This is a genomic window from Xanthobacter sp. ZOL 2024 (assembly GCF_052932325.1).
Map to the genome: position 1 here is coordinate 882,347 of NZ_CM128808.1, position 13,446 is coordinate 895,792.

General features: G+C 65.3%; 9 protein-coding genes and 1 CRISPR repeat array. Of the genes, 7 read left to right on the top strand and 2 right to left on the bottom strand.

All coding sequences use genetic code 11. The features are described 5' to 3' along the window. Positions 1-119 precede the first annotated feature (119 nt). Both ACU4E7_RS04365 and ACU4E7_RS04370 read right to left on the bottom strand, forming a co-directional pair. On the bottom strand, positions 120-953 hold the full coding sequence (locus ACU4E7_RS04365; RefSeq protein WP_447020751.1) for a hypothetical protein: 834 nt from the start codon (positions 951-953) through the stop codon (positions 120-122). Positions 954-961: 8 nt separating this feature from the next. Further along, positions 962-1,237 carry a hypothetical protein gene (locus ACU4E7_RS04370; protein WP_447020752.1) on the bottom strand — a complete coding sequence of 92 codons (276 nt, stop codon included), beginning with the start codon at positions 1,235-1,237 and terminating at the stop codon, positions 962-964. An 812-nt stretch (positions 1,238-2,049) separates the two neighbouring features. Between ACU4E7_RS04370 and ACU4E7_RS04375 the strand changes: the two genes are divergently transcribed. The 7 genes from ACU4E7_RS04375 to cas2 all read left to right on the top strand — a co-directional run bounded on the left by ACU4E7_RS04375 (position 2,050) and on the right by cas2 (position 9,921). After that, positions 2,050-4,365: a CRISPR-associated endonuclease Cas3'' gene (locus ACU4E7_RS04375; RefSeq protein ID WP_447020753.1), complete on the top strand. Its 2,316-nt coding sequence runs from the start codon at positions 2,050-2,052 to the stop codon at positions 4,363-4,365. A gap of 131 nt (positions 4,366-4,496) precedes the next feature. Then, positions 4,497-5,174 (top strand): type I-C CRISPR-associated protein Cas5c, encoded by a 678-nt coding sequence (cas5c, locus tag ACU4E7_RS04380; RefSeq protein ID WP_447020754.1) that lies wholly within the window; start codon positions 4,497-4,499, stop codon positions 5,172-5,174. Then, entirely contained in the window at positions 5,171-6,988 is a 1,818-nt protein-coding gene (cas8c, locus tag ACU4E7_RS04385) for a type I-C CRISPR-associated protein Cas8c/Csd1 (protein WP_447020755.1), read from the top strand. The genes cas5c and cas8c overlap by 4 nt, the downstream gene beginning before the upstream one ends. Further along, complete coding sequence (gene cas7c, locus ACU4E7_RS04390; protein ID WP_447020756.1) at positions 6,978-7,919, top strand: type I-C CRISPR-associated protein Cas7/Csd2; 942 nt, start codon at positions 6,978-6,980, stop codon at positions 7,917-7,919. Before cas8c ends, cas7c begins: the two co-directional genes overlap by 11 nt. A gap of 9 nt (positions 7,920-7,928) precedes the next feature. After that, positions 7,929-8,579 carry a CRISPR-associated protein Cas4 gene (cas4, locus tag ACU4E7_RS04395; RefSeq protein ID WP_447020757.1) on the top strand — a complete coding sequence of 217 codons (651 nt, stop codon included), beginning with the start codon at positions 7,929-7,931 and terminating at the stop codon, positions 8,577-8,579. Positions 8,580-8,586: 7 nt separating this feature from the next. Continuing rightward, the gene (cas1c, locus tag ACU4E7_RS04400) at positions 8,587-9,627 is read left to right on the top strand and encodes a type I-C CRISPR-associated endonuclease Cas1c (protein WP_447020758.1); all 1,041 of its coding nucleotides are present in this window, start codon (positions 8,587-8,589) and stop codon (positions 9,625-9,627) included. Positions 9,628-9,630: 3 nt separating this feature from the next. Beyond that, on the top strand, positions 9,631-9,921 hold the full coding sequence (cas2, locus tag ACU4E7_RS04405; protein ID WP_447020759.1) for a CRISPR-associated endonuclease Cas2: 291 nt from the start codon (positions 9,631-9,633) through the stop codon (positions 9,919-9,921). 183 nt (positions 9,922-10,104) lie between these two features. Then, positions 10,105-13,401: direct repeats of the CRISPR family, unit length 32 nt; unit sequence GTCGCTCCCCATGCGGGAGCGTGGATCGAAAC. Positions 13,402-13,446 lie beyond the last annotated feature (45 nt).

Here is a 13,446-nt window from a genome sequence, read left to right on the forward strand (position 1 = left end):
ATAATCCCCATTTTTATAGGCGTCTCTAGCCCCCTCAACGAGGGCGCCGAGTTGCATTATTTTAGTTTGACTATATTTTGGCATTTCTGGACCTATTGTATATTATGGCATGAAATCGTTTAGCCGCGAAGCGGGGTGCAGAATGAGCGCAAGAGAGTCAGCAATTTATCATGCAGTTCAAGCGACTCTTCGAAATACGCATATCCGTAGCTATATGATACACGCATTCCCTCCGTGACATTAATCTTCGCGTGGCAGTACGGATTTTTTGACCATTTTTCTTCTGGACCTACCTTGCATGAAATCAATACAGGGCCTTCATCTTCATGGCAAATTTGAATGACGTCAAATGCGATCGCATCTCCATCATATCTTTTGCATCCGTTCCTAAGCGTTGTGAATTTATTTCTATCAAGAATATTTGATTGGTTTACACTACCCCCTCCCGCATTCGACTGACCTTGTCTTCTCATCGAAGAATTGGCTCTGTCAAATAAGTAGTTTATCATTTTCTTAGAATTAATATAATTATCCCCAAACTCAACCAAAATAGACAATTCTTTTCCCCATCCAACTCCGGTGCCCCACCTTTTCGCTTCAGAGGGGTCGGTTGTTGCCGGGTCCAAATTTGGTAGAATCAAGCTAAATCCGAGCGCTCCGTATTTTTTATCCTGATTATAACGTTGTATCCAGATACGATACTCCTTATCAGGAAGATGACAAAATATATTTCCGAAATATACGTCTGTATAATGGTCCGCGCTCGATGATTTAAGCGCATTTTGCGTTTCCAGTAGTTGACCTATCCATTGGATTTTATCCCTTTCTAGTACGCTCGTTTTGGCGTCATTCATGAATAAATATACGATGGCCGCCATCGCTGAGGCCACGAAAAGCGAAACTAAAAGGGGCGCCGCAAGAAATCTCCAACGGATCGGTCGTTTAATGCTCATTCCGGACCTCACCTCTCGCTGCCTGCATCGTGCCGATATTTCAGGATGGGCGACAGCAGGTACTCGATCAGCCGCCGCTGGCCCGTCTTGATCTCCGCAGTCACGGCCATGCCCGGCTCGATGGGGCGAAAGCCCTGTTCGGTCTCGATGCCCGTCTCGGTGACGGAAATGTGCGCCACATAGGCTGGCTGCTGCGCCTGCCGCTCCGCCTCGTCATCGGTCCCTCCCGCCCGCGGCGCGCCCTCGCTGCCAGTTCCCTCATATAACAGCTCATGTGCCGCCAACCACCGCACGTCGGTCAGTGGTTGTCGCCGGTCTTGCGAGGCACCGCGACAGGTGGTGAGCACGCAAACCGGAAGCGGGTATACGCTCGCATTACGGGGGCGTCGGCTCTGCAGGCAGATCCGCCCTCTCGAGATCGAGAGATGCCGCACGCCATCTCAAATAACGCCCCCCGGCTGGGCGCAGGACGGCAGATGACGCGGCGGCTTGGTGGAACGCAGGCTTTGGACTTCGGCGGCCCCCAGGCCCTCGTCAAGCTATTGGCCGCGTCAAGATATTGCCCACAACGATCTCGCTTCTTTGACACGCCAGTTCGCGAACGCCCGTATCGGGCCCTCGCTCAAACGGATCGGCGCCGGCAGGATGAGGCAGAAGGTCTTTGAGATCGGCATGCCGTCGGGCCAGGGCGCGACCAGGCGGCCTGCCGCCAACTCGGTTTCGATCTCGCGGCGCGGCACCGGCGCGAGGCCCGATATGACCAAGCGCTTCGCGTGCGTTGACGGCAGCGAGAGGCGACACCATGAGGCGGTTCAGGTCTTCTGCAAGGCTATGGCGTCGCTGTCGTTCTCTGTCTTGTCGCCTTCGGCCTGCAGACGTTCCCGCGACCCCACCCCTCAGGCCGAGACGTGAGAAGCCGCAGCATGAGCGCGCCACCGTGTTGCTTTCGGCCGCGGGCATGAGAGGTCAGCTGGCGTCCGAGCGCCGATGACGGGCTTCCCCTGTTGGAGCAGGTGGCGGCACGGGCATCGGGAATTGCAACGCCCCCCACCTTCGCGTCATTGTTCCGGCCTGAACATCGCATGCATGGACACCCATGGCCGACGCCTATGCCCATTCCCTTGCCGACGCGCCCCTGGATCAATGGGAAACACTGGCCGATCACGGCGCCTCTGTCGGGGCGCTCGCGGCGGCGTTCGCCGCGGACCTCGGATGGGCCGAGGTGCTGCGTCTTGCCGGGCAGTTGCACGACATCGGCAAGCTCTCGCCGGAATTCCAGGCCTACATCACCCACCAACGGCCATCCGGCGGCGACCACTCCTCCGCCGGTGGACGGATCGCGCTGGACCGGTATGGCCCGCAGCTCGGCAAGATCCTGGCCATTATCATCGCCGCGCACCATGCGGGCCTCGCCGATGACGCGGACCTGGCGCGGCGCATGGAGGCGGCCAGGCAACGCATTCCGGGTGGCTGGCAGGAGCACACGGGCCCGCTGGCGGAGCGCGCGCAGCTGGCTCCGGATCAACCACCGCCGACCGGCGGCCCGAAGGGCTTCGCCGTAAGCTTTCTGGTGCGCATGCTGTTCTCCTGCCTTGTGGATGCGGACTTCATCGCCACCGAGCGCTTCTATGCCCGCGCCACCGGCACGCCGGTGGCGCGCGGCGGTCACCGGGCGCTGTCCGACCTGCGCGATCGCCTCCGCACCTTCATGGCCGAGACACGCGCTGGGGCGGCCCCCACGCCGCTCAATGCATTGCGCGCAGACATTCTCGCCCACGCCCTGGACAAAGCGGCGCTCTCGCCGGGACTTTTCAGCCTCACCGTGCCCACCGGCGGCGGCAAAACCCTCGCCTCCCTGTCCTTCGCCCTCGAACATGCGGTGCGACACGGCCTCAAACGCATCATCTATGTCATTCCCTACACCTCCATCGTCGAACAGACCGCAGACGTCTTTCAGAAGGCCCTCGGCTCCACAGATGACATTCTGGAGCACCATGCCAGCTTCGATTGGGAGAAGGCGCGCGGCGCGCGCAAGGCCGATGACGAGGCGCCGGACGCGCTCGCCAAGCTGCGGCGGGCGGCGGAGAACTGGGATGTTCCCATTGTCGTCACCACCGCGGTGCAGTTCTTCGAGAGCCTGTTCGCCAACCGGACCTCGCGGTGCCGCAAGCTGCACAATATCGCCCGCAGCGTCGTGGTTCTCGATGAGGTGCAGACCCTGCCCTTGCCCCTGTTGCTGCCGAGCCTTGGCGCCATCGAGCAGCTGGCGCGGAACTACCGCACCAGCCTGGTGCTCTGCACCGCCACCCAGCCGGCATTTCGCAGGATCGACGCCGCCTTGCGCGATGCCAGAGGGAACCCGATGGGCCTCGACCTGCCGGCGGAGCGTGAGCTCGCCCCCGATCCGGCCGGGCTCTATGTGAAGCTGAAGCGTGTCGACGTGGAGCGGATGAGCGGGCCGGTGCCCGATGACACCATCGCCGCCCGCTTCACCGAGCAGCCGCAGATGCTGTGCATCGTGAACACCCGTCGACATGCCCGCCAGCTGTTCGACGCGATCGCCCATCTGCCCGGCGCCACGCACCTGTCCACCCAGATGTGCGCCCGCCACCGGCGGATGGTGCTGGCGGATCTGCGGGAGAAGCTCCGGGCGGGAGCGCCGGTCCGGCTGGTGGCGACATCGCTGATCGAAGCCGGTGTGGACATCAGCTTTCCCGAGGTCTGGCGCGCGGCGGCCGGCCTCGACGCCATCGCCCAGGCTGCCGGGCGGGCCAACCGTGAGGGCGAACTGAAGGACGCGGCGGGCCGGCCGAGGCTTGGCCGCGTGGTGGTTTTCGCGCCGGCGCAGGGGCATCTCCAGCACGACATCAAGGGGCGCTGGGACGCCGCGCAGCCGGTGCTGGACAAGCATGCGGATGTGCTGGGCCTGGAGGCGGTGCGCCACTATTTCTCCGAGCTCTACTGGCGCAAGGGCGATGCCTCCAAGGCATTCGATACGGCGCGGGTGGGGAGCTATCCGGGCATTCTTCCGGCCATCGAAGAATCCGCAGCCGACCTGTCGTTCCCGTTCAAATCCATCGCCGAGGCCTTCCGCATGATCGAGGACCTCATGGAACCGGTCATCGTGCCGTGGCGCGCCGGCCCCGAGGACGATGAGGCCGAGACCCTCCTGGCCCGCATCGCCGTGCAGGAACGACCCTGTACGGCAGACCTGCGGCGGCTGCAGCAATATGTGGTGCCGATCCCCAAGCCGGCGCGCGACGCGTGGCTGGCGCGCGGCGTCCTGGCTCCCGTCCATCCCGCCCTTGGCGAGGCCATGCTGCGGTTTCCCGATCTGTCGCATTACCGGGCGCAGACCGGGATCGATCTGGAGGACGTCACCTATCGGGACCCGGCGGATAATGTGCTTTAGGGCGCCGCGCTGACACGCCCGCCTCTCCTGCTCGTTCGACCGCGCGCAATGCAGCACCGTGGCCACTCAGGACCCGGTTGATTGTTGCCCCCGAATGTTCTCGCATAGGCTGAATGGGAGGGGCGATTCGTATGTCTTACGGGGTGAGGCTGCATGTCTGGGGCGAGCGCGCCTGCTTCACTCGCCCGGAGATGAAGGTCGAGCGCGTCTCCTATGAAGTGATGACGCCATCCGCCGCACGCGGAATTCTTGAGGCGATCCACTGGAAACCGGCGATCCGTTGGGTGGTCGATGCCATCCATGTGCTGAAACCCATCCGCTTCCACTCATTCCGGCGCAATGAGGTCGGCGCCAAGGCCAGCGCGGCGACCGCCAGCCGCGCCATGCGGGCCGGCAGCACTGCCGGGCTCGGGCTCGTGGTGGAAGACAACCGGCAGCAGCGCGCCACCTTGTTTCTGAATGACGTCGCCTATGTCATCGAGGCGCATTTCGAGATGACCGCCAAGGCGGGGGAACAGGACAACGAGGCCAAGCACCTGAGCATGTTCAACCGCCGTGCGGCGGCCGGACAATGCTTCCACCGGCCCTGCCTCGGCACCCGCGAATGCGTCGCCGACTTCGCCCTCATCCCCCCGGGCGCGCCGCTGCCCGCGAGCACCCTGCCGGACGACCAGCGCCAGCGCGATCTCGGCTGGATGCTCCATGACATCGACTTCGCCGACAACGCGACATCCCACTTCTTCCACGCCCGGCTGAACGGCGGCGTCCTCGACGTGAACAGCTGCCTCGCCGAGGGCACCGTGTCATGACCCTTCTGCAGTCGCTCGATCACTATTACGACCGGATGGCTGAGCGGGGAGAGGCGGAAGCGCCTGGCTTCTCACGCGAGAAGATCAGCTTCGCCATCGAGATCACGCCGGACGGCGCGCCGATCAGCATCATCGACCTGCGGGTGGCAAGCGGAAAGCGTCTGGTGCCGCAATTGCTCGCGGTGCCCGTCGCCGTTAAACGCGCGTCCGGTATCCTGCCCAATCTGTTGTGGGACAAAAGTTCTTACGTGCTCGGCCGCACCGCGGGCGACGACAGACGCACGGTACAGCAGCACGAGGCCTTCAAGACGACCCATCTCGATCTGCTCGCGTCGAGCGAAGACCCGGGCCTTCTTGCGTTGCGCCGCTTTCTCAAAGGCTGGGTGCCGGACCGCTTCGACACACCGCCCTTCACGCCCGAGATGCTGGATACCAACATCGTCTTCCGTCTTGAGGGAGAGAACAACTTCATCCATCAACGCCCGGCGGCGCGCGCGCTGATCTCGACACGGGCGAGCAGCGAAGGCCGGCGCGTCCCGTGCCTCGTGACCGGGAAGCCGTCCATCGCGGAGCGGCTGCACCCGACCATCAAAGGCGTCAACGGCGCCCAGTCCTCCGGGGCCTCGCTGGTGTCGTTCAACCTCGACGCCTTTGCCTCCTACGGCAAGGAACAGGGCGATAACGCGCCCACCTCGTCAGACGCAGCCTTCCGCTATGGCGCCGCCCTGAACGGCATGCTGGAGCGCACCAGCCACAACCGCCTGGCACGGGGCATCGGTGATGCCACGGTGGTGTTCTGGGCCGACACGTCTCAGACGGTCGACGAGGCACAGGCGCGGGCGGCTGAGGATTTCTTCGCCGCCCTTGCCGAACCGCCTGAAGACGCCGATGAAGCGAAAAAGGTGCGCGAAACCCTTGAGCATGTCCTGGACGGCCGTCCGGTCGAGGCGCTTGATGCGCAGCTTCGCCCGGGCACGCGCTTCCACGTGCTGGGCCTCGCGCCCAATGCGGCGCGCCTGTCGGTGCGCTATTGGCTGTCCGACGATTTCGGCGCCTTCGTCAAACGCCTGGCCGATCACTACCGCGACCTGGCCATCCTCCCCCATCCCTGGGGCGAGCGCCCGCCGTCCGTTTCCTGGCTGCTGCTGAAGACGACGGCGGCGCAGGAGAAGTACGAGAACATCCCCCCCTTGCTGGCGGGGGAGGTGACGCGGGCGGTGCTGGAAGGCACCCGCTATCCGCGATCCCTGCTCGCCACCGCCATCATGCGGCTGCGCGCCGGAGACGATCCCTTGACCGGCTGGCATGCGGCCGTGATCAAGGCCGTGCTCGCCCGCGACGCCCGCCTGAAGACCCTCGATCGGCCAGCGTCCGATACGTCCCAACACGCCAAGGAGGAGCTGCCGGTGAGTCTCCAGAAGGATAGTCCAGACCCGGCCTATCAGCTCGGGCGCCTGTTCGCGGCCTATGAGACGGCCCAGCGCATGGCTCTCGGCAAGGTCAACGCCACCATTCGCGATCGCTATTTCGGCGCCGCTTCGGCGACGCCGGCCAGCGTCTTCCCGCTCTTGATGCGCGGCGCGCAGAACCATCTGGGCAAGCTGCGCAAGGGCGGCAAGGGCGGCTGGCTGGAACGGGAGATCGAGGAGATCGCCGACCACCTCGGCGACCACATGCCCCGCACGCTGCCGCTCGAGGCGCAGGGGCGCTTCGTGCTCGGCTACTACCATCAGCGCAAGGGCCAATTCGCCGACCATGCCGCTGCGGCGGAAATCGCAGACACGGATGCAGAGGATGCCGGACATGACGAGTGAAACCAGCGGCCTCACGCGCCGGCATGAGTTCGTGCTCTTCTTCGACGTGATCAACGGCAACCCGAACGGCGACCCGGATGCCGGCAACATGCCGCGGCTCGATCCCGAGACCAACCTGGGGCTGGTCTCCGACGTGGCGTTGAAGCGCAAGATCCGCAATTACGTCGCTCTGGCACGGCCCGACGCGCCCGGCCACGAGATCTATATGCGCGATGGCGCGACCCTCAACACCGAGCACAAGCGCGCCTGGGCGGCCGTGATGCCGGAGGTGACCAAGGCCGAGGAGCTCAAGAAGGGCCCCAAGGACGACGACAAGGCCCGCGCGCTCACCCAGTGGATGTGCGCGAACTTCTGGGATATCCGCACCTTCGGCGCGGTGATGACCACCGGCGTGAACGCCGGACAGGTGCGCGGCCCGGTGCAGATCGGCTTCGCGCGCTCCATCGAGCCCATCCTGCCCCTTGAGATCTCCATCACCCGTCTTGCCGCGACCACCGAGGCCGATGCGGATGCGAAGGGCGGGCGCACCATGGGACGCAAGCATATCGTGCCCTATGGTCTCTACCGGGCCCATGGCTATGTCTCGGCGCCGCTCGCCTCCCATCCGGTCAAGGGCACGGGCTTTTCCGACGCGGATCTCGATCTTCTGTTCGAGGCCCTCTCCAACATGTTCGAGCACGACCGCTCCGCCGCGCGGGGCGAAATGACGACGCGCAAGCTCGTCATTTTCCGCCACGCCTCACAGCTCGGCAACGCACAGGCGAGCCAGCTGTTCGAGCGCGTGAAGGTCTGCCGCATGTTCAAGGGCGAGTGCTACCCGCCGGGCGACGAGCGGCTGGACAATGCCCCGCCCCCGCGCAGCTTCACCGACTATGCCATCACCGTCGAACGCGACGGCCTGCCGGACGGCATCGAGATCATCGAGCGGTAGGCACACCCGATGCCCTCCGTCATCGACCGCGAGACCGAGGACGGGCTGATCCCACTGTCGGCGCTGCAGCACTATCTGTTCTGCCCGCGCCAATGCGCGCTCATTCATGTGGAGCAGCTCTGGGCGGAGGATGTGGCGACGGCGGAAGGGCGGATCCTGCACGAGAAAGCCGATTCCGGGCGGGACGAAAGTCGTCCGGGGGTGCGGATCGCCCGCGCGGTCGCGTTGCGATCCCTCGCCCTCGGCGTGGCCGGCAAGGCCGATGTGGTGGAGTTCCACGGCGGCGCGGGGGCTCCAGACGCCCGCCCGTTTCCGGTGGAATACAAGCGCGGCAAGCCCAAGGCCCATCAGGCCGACGAGGTGCAGCTGTGCGCCCAGGCGATCTGCCTGGAAGAGGCCTTCGGCGTCGCCGTCCCCGAGGGGGCCTTGTTCTATGGCGAGACCCGGCGCCGCCAGATCGTGGCCTTCGACCCCGCCTTGCGCGCGCTGACCGCCCGGACGGCGGCGGCAGCCCGCGCCATGATCCTGGCGCAGATCACGCCGCCGCCGGTTCTCATGGCGAGTTGCCGGCGCTGCTCGCTGGAGGCGCTGTGTCAGCCGGCGCGGCTGGAGCATCCCCCCTCCATCGCGCTCTGGCTTGCCGCGCAGCTGAAGACGTGAGGCCCCCATGCGGCGGATGCTCAACACCCTCTATGTGACCAGCGAAGATGCCTGGCTGCGCAAGGACGGCGCCAATCTCGTCGTCGAGGTGAACGGCGTGGAACGTGGTCGGGCGCCGCTGCACATGCTGGACGGGCTGGTGGGCTTCGGACGCCCGGGGGCCTCGCCGGCCTTGCTGGCGGCCTGTGCCGAAGCCGGCATCGCGGTGTCGCTTCTTGATCCCAACGGCCGCTTTCTCGCCCGCGTGGAGGGCCCGCGCAGTGGAAACGTGCTGCTGCGGCGCGCCCAGTTCCGCGTGGCCGATGCACCGGCGCAAGCGGTGCCCATCGTGCGCGGGATGGTGGCGGCAAAGGTCGCCAACCAGCGGACGGTGATCCGCCGCGCATTGCGCGACCATGGCGACACCATGCCGCCCGCCGATCGGGCGGCGCTGGAGGCGGCGGAGCGCCGGCTCACCGATGTGGCGCGCCGCGCCCTCGTCGCGCCGGAGGTGGCCCTGCTGCGCGGCCTGGAGGGCGAGGCGGCGCAGGTCTATTTTGGCGGTTTCAACCACCTTCTGCGCGGCGATGATCCGGCCTTCGTCTTCGGCGGCCGGTCGCGCCGGCCACCGCTCGACAGGATCAACGCCCTGCTGTCGTTTCTCTATGCCTTGCTCGGCCACGATTGCCGTTCGGCCCTCGAAGCCCATGGCCTCGATCCCCAGGTCGGTTTTCTGCACGCCGATCGCCCGGGCCGGGCGGGCCTCGCCCTTGATCTGATGGAGGAGCTGCGCCCCGTGCTGGCGGACCGGCTGGTGCTCAGCCTCGTCAACCGCCGCCAGCTCGCGCCCGGCGATTTCAAGATCGAGGATGCCGGCGGCGTGCGGCTGAGCGACGACGCGCGCAAGCGGGTCCTTGTGGCCTGGCAGGACCGCAAGCGTGAGGAGCTGACCCATCCCTTTCTCGGCGAGAAGATGCCCCTCGGCCTTCTCGCCCATGCCCAGGCGCAGTTGCTGGCGCGCCATCTGCGCGGCGACCTTGACGGCTATCCGGGCTTCATCTGGAAATGACCCATGCTGATGCTTGTGGCCTATGATGTGAGCACCGAGACCGCCGCGGGCCGCCGCCGGCTCCGCCGCGTGGCGCGGGCGTGCCTCGATTACGGACAGCGGGTGCAGAACTCAGTGTTTGAATGCGAGGTCGACCCGTCCCAATGGGTCACGCTCAAGGCGCGGCTGATTGCCGAGATCGACGCCACGACGGACAGCCTGCGCTTCTACCGGCTGGGCGCGGAAGGCCGGCGCAGGGTGGAGCATGTGGGCGCCAAGCCGGTTCAGGATCTCGACGGCCCGCTGGTATTCTGAACCCGCGCGAACCCCAAGCGCACATGCAAGGCCCGGCCGGTTCGCGCAGCCGCTAAGGCACAGGAAACACATGTCTTCCCCCCACCAGGCGCCCCCACCGCGCCACCTCCGCCCCACCCCACCATCCGGTTCGCGCATGGAACCCGATTTTCCCCGTGGCCACCGGATGTTAGAGTCCGCCCGGTCGCTCCCCATGCGGGAGCGTGGATCGAAACTATGAGCCAGTCATGGAACCCCGTGCGCGCCTGGGTCGCTCCCCATGCGGGAGCGTGGATCGAAACATGGGGAACGGCAGTGCGAGCATCGCCTGATTCTGTCGCTCCCCATGCGGGAGCGTGGATCGAAACCGTGTGGCGACGGGGACAAAGCCTTTCGCCGGGGTCGCTCCCCATGCGGGAGCGTGGATCGAAACTTTTCCAGCATCGCCAACAAGGTGCGGATGCTGGGTCGCTCCCCATGCGGGAGCGTGGATCGAAACACCGACAAGCGCGCCCCGCCGGAGCTGGAGGCGGGGTCGCTCCCCATGCGGGAGCGTGGATCGAAACATCGTCCGTGGCGGTGAGCACCAGACCATCCACATGTCGCTCCCCATGCGGGAGCGTGGATCGAAACCTGCATCGGTGGTGAGCTGATGGTCACGACTTGGTCGCTCCCCATGCGGGAGCGTGGATCGAAACATGCCGCTCTTGCAGGCGATCAACGACAACGCTGGTCGCTCCCCATGCGGGAGCGTGGATCGAAACTCCATGTCGAAGTACAATACCTTGCCTGGCTTAAGGTCGCTCCCCATGCGGGAGCGTGGATCGAAACCTCGCGCCAAGGTCGAATACCAGATTGAAGAGGGCGTCGCTCCCCATGCGGGAGCGTGGATCGAAACTCATGATGCGATCATCCTACCTCACCTCCCTGAGTCGCTCCCCATGCGGGAGCGTGGATCGAAACCTGGTGCTTGATGGTCTGCATCACCGCCTCGGCGAGTCGCTCCCCATGCGGGAGCGTGGATCGAAACAGGTCTCGGCGCTGGCGGGCTGGCCGGTGGCGCGTCGCTCCCCATGCGGGAGCGTGGATCGAAACCATCATCACATTGCAGGCAACCGTTGCGAACTTGTCGCTCCCCATGCGGGAGCGTGGATCGAAACGCTACGACAGTTGAGGGGTGGGTTGCCGGCGGGTCGGTCGCTCCCCATGCGGGAGCGTGGATCGAAACAATCCGGGCGGCGACACGGCGGGGCATGTCTACAGTCGCTCCCCATGCGGGAGCGTGGATCGAAACGCGGGAACAGCGTCGCATGGGTCGTCTCACTCGAGTCGCTCCCCATGCGGGAGCGTGGATCGAAACATGTATTCGCGCGTCAGCAACGTGCGGGTGTACGTCGCTCCCCATGCGGGAGCGTGGATCGAAACGCGAAAGCGGCTATACCGCCGGCGCCATCGTCACGTCGCTCCCCATGCGGGAGCGTGGATCGAAACTGGTCACCGCCCCGGACATGGGCGATGCGGCCGAGTCGCTCCCCATGCGGGAGCGTGGATCGAAACTCGCCGGCCTTGCGCCCCAGGTCGATGGGCGGAAGTCGCTCCCCATGCGGGAGCGTGGATCGAAACCCGCATCTGATGACCGCGGTCATGGCGATCATCGCGTCGCTCCCCATGCGGGAGCGTGGATCGAAACATCTGGCGGACAGCGGGCGACAGCGACGTCCGGCCGTCGTCGCTCCCCATGCGGGAGCGTGGATCGAAACCACTACGCCCCGGGCGAGTACGGTTCGGGCGGCAGTCGCTCCCCATGCGGGAGCGTGGATCGAAACACTTCCACTGCTGCCAGCCTTACGTTGACGTTCAGGTCGCTCCCCATGCGGGAGCGTGGATCGAAACAGCGACCAAATTTGCGAAGTCGCGCAAGGACCGGGGTCGCTCCCCATGCGGGAGCGTGGATCGAAACAATATGTCGTTTGTAGACAGTGACGACCTCTCAGGGTCGCTCCCCATGCGGGAGCGTGGATCGAAACAGGAGCAGCGCGGCGATGCTCATGGTGCCGCCCACGTCGCTCCCCATGCGGGAGCGTGGATCGAAACCCGTGGCGGCACTCAACTCTCGTTGTCCGCGCGGCGTCGCTCCCCATGCGGGAGCGTGGATCGAAACGCTGACCCTCTTGCTCCCCTGGCCGGGGGGGGGCGCAGGTCGCTCCCCATGCGGGAGCGTGGATCGAAACACCGTGTCCATGGCCCGGGCGGTTTCCACCTCGCGTCGCTCCCCATGCGGGAGCGTGGATCGAAACCGCAACACGGGCGTGGCCAAACCCGCCGGTTTTGCGTCGCTCCCCATGCGGGAGCGTGGATCGAAACGCTTCCTCCCGTCGCGCCCGCTGCGAGCAATGACCGTCGCTCCCCATGCGGGAGCGTGGATCGAAACAGGCCATCGGGGTAGCGCTCTAACCCATCCATCACGTCGCTCCCCATGCGGGAGCGTGGATCGAAACCCGATCGCAGCAAGCCCCCGCAGAGGATGGGTGAGTCGCTCCCCATGCGGGAGCGTGGATCGAAACCACGACACATAGGGCGCCCCGCCGGCGGAGACAGAGGTCGCTCCCCATGCGGGAGCGTGGATCGAAACTTGAATGTCGGCACGGCGGCGAGCATTACAGGCGGTCGCTCCCCATGCGGGAGCGTGGATCGAAACACGATATGGCCACCAACGCCGACTACGGGGCCAAGGTCGCTCCCCATGCGGGAGCGTGGATCGAAACAACACGGTCGCCGTTGCCCCACAAATGCAGCCGGAGTCGCTCCCCATGCGGGAGCGTGGATCGAAACTGCAATGCGTGGATTGTGATTTGTGGTCCGATTTGTCGCTCCCCATGCGGGAGCGTGGATCGAAACATCATCCGTGGCGGTGAGCACCAAACCATCCACATGTCGCTCCCCATGCGGGAGCGTGGATCGAAACGCCCTTGAGGCCGCGCAGGCGCACCCGCTGCTGTGTGGTCGCTCCCCATGCGGGAGCGTGGATCGAAACGTGCCGCGCACCTTCGAGGCGCTGGTGCGCTGATGTCGCTCCCCATGCGGGAGCGTGGATCGAAACTCTTCAGGCGTAGACGACTGGTCTGCCGTTGGATGTCGCTCCCCATGCGGGAGCGTGGATCGAAACAAGTTGGGCCTCGCGAGAAAGCACCGCATTGAAGATGTCGCTCCCCATGCGGGAGCGTGGATCGAAACATGCGGGCCGATCTCGACAAGGCCGCAAAGGCCCTGTCGCTCCCCATGCGGGAGCGTGGATCGAAACAATCTGCGTGTGCGCATGGCCACCGCAGCCGTCGTCGCTCCCCATGCGGGAGCGTGGATCGAAACCGGCATATCCGGCATCGAGCAGCGCCGCGGCCACATGGTCGCTCCCCATGCGGGAGCGTGGATCGAAACGGGAGGCCGTTCATGGTCGTGTTTTCTGACGTCCGTCGCTCCCTACACGGGAGCGTGGATTGAAACGTCTCCGTCTGCGCCGTGATCCGCGACCCGGCGGTTCGACGGTGG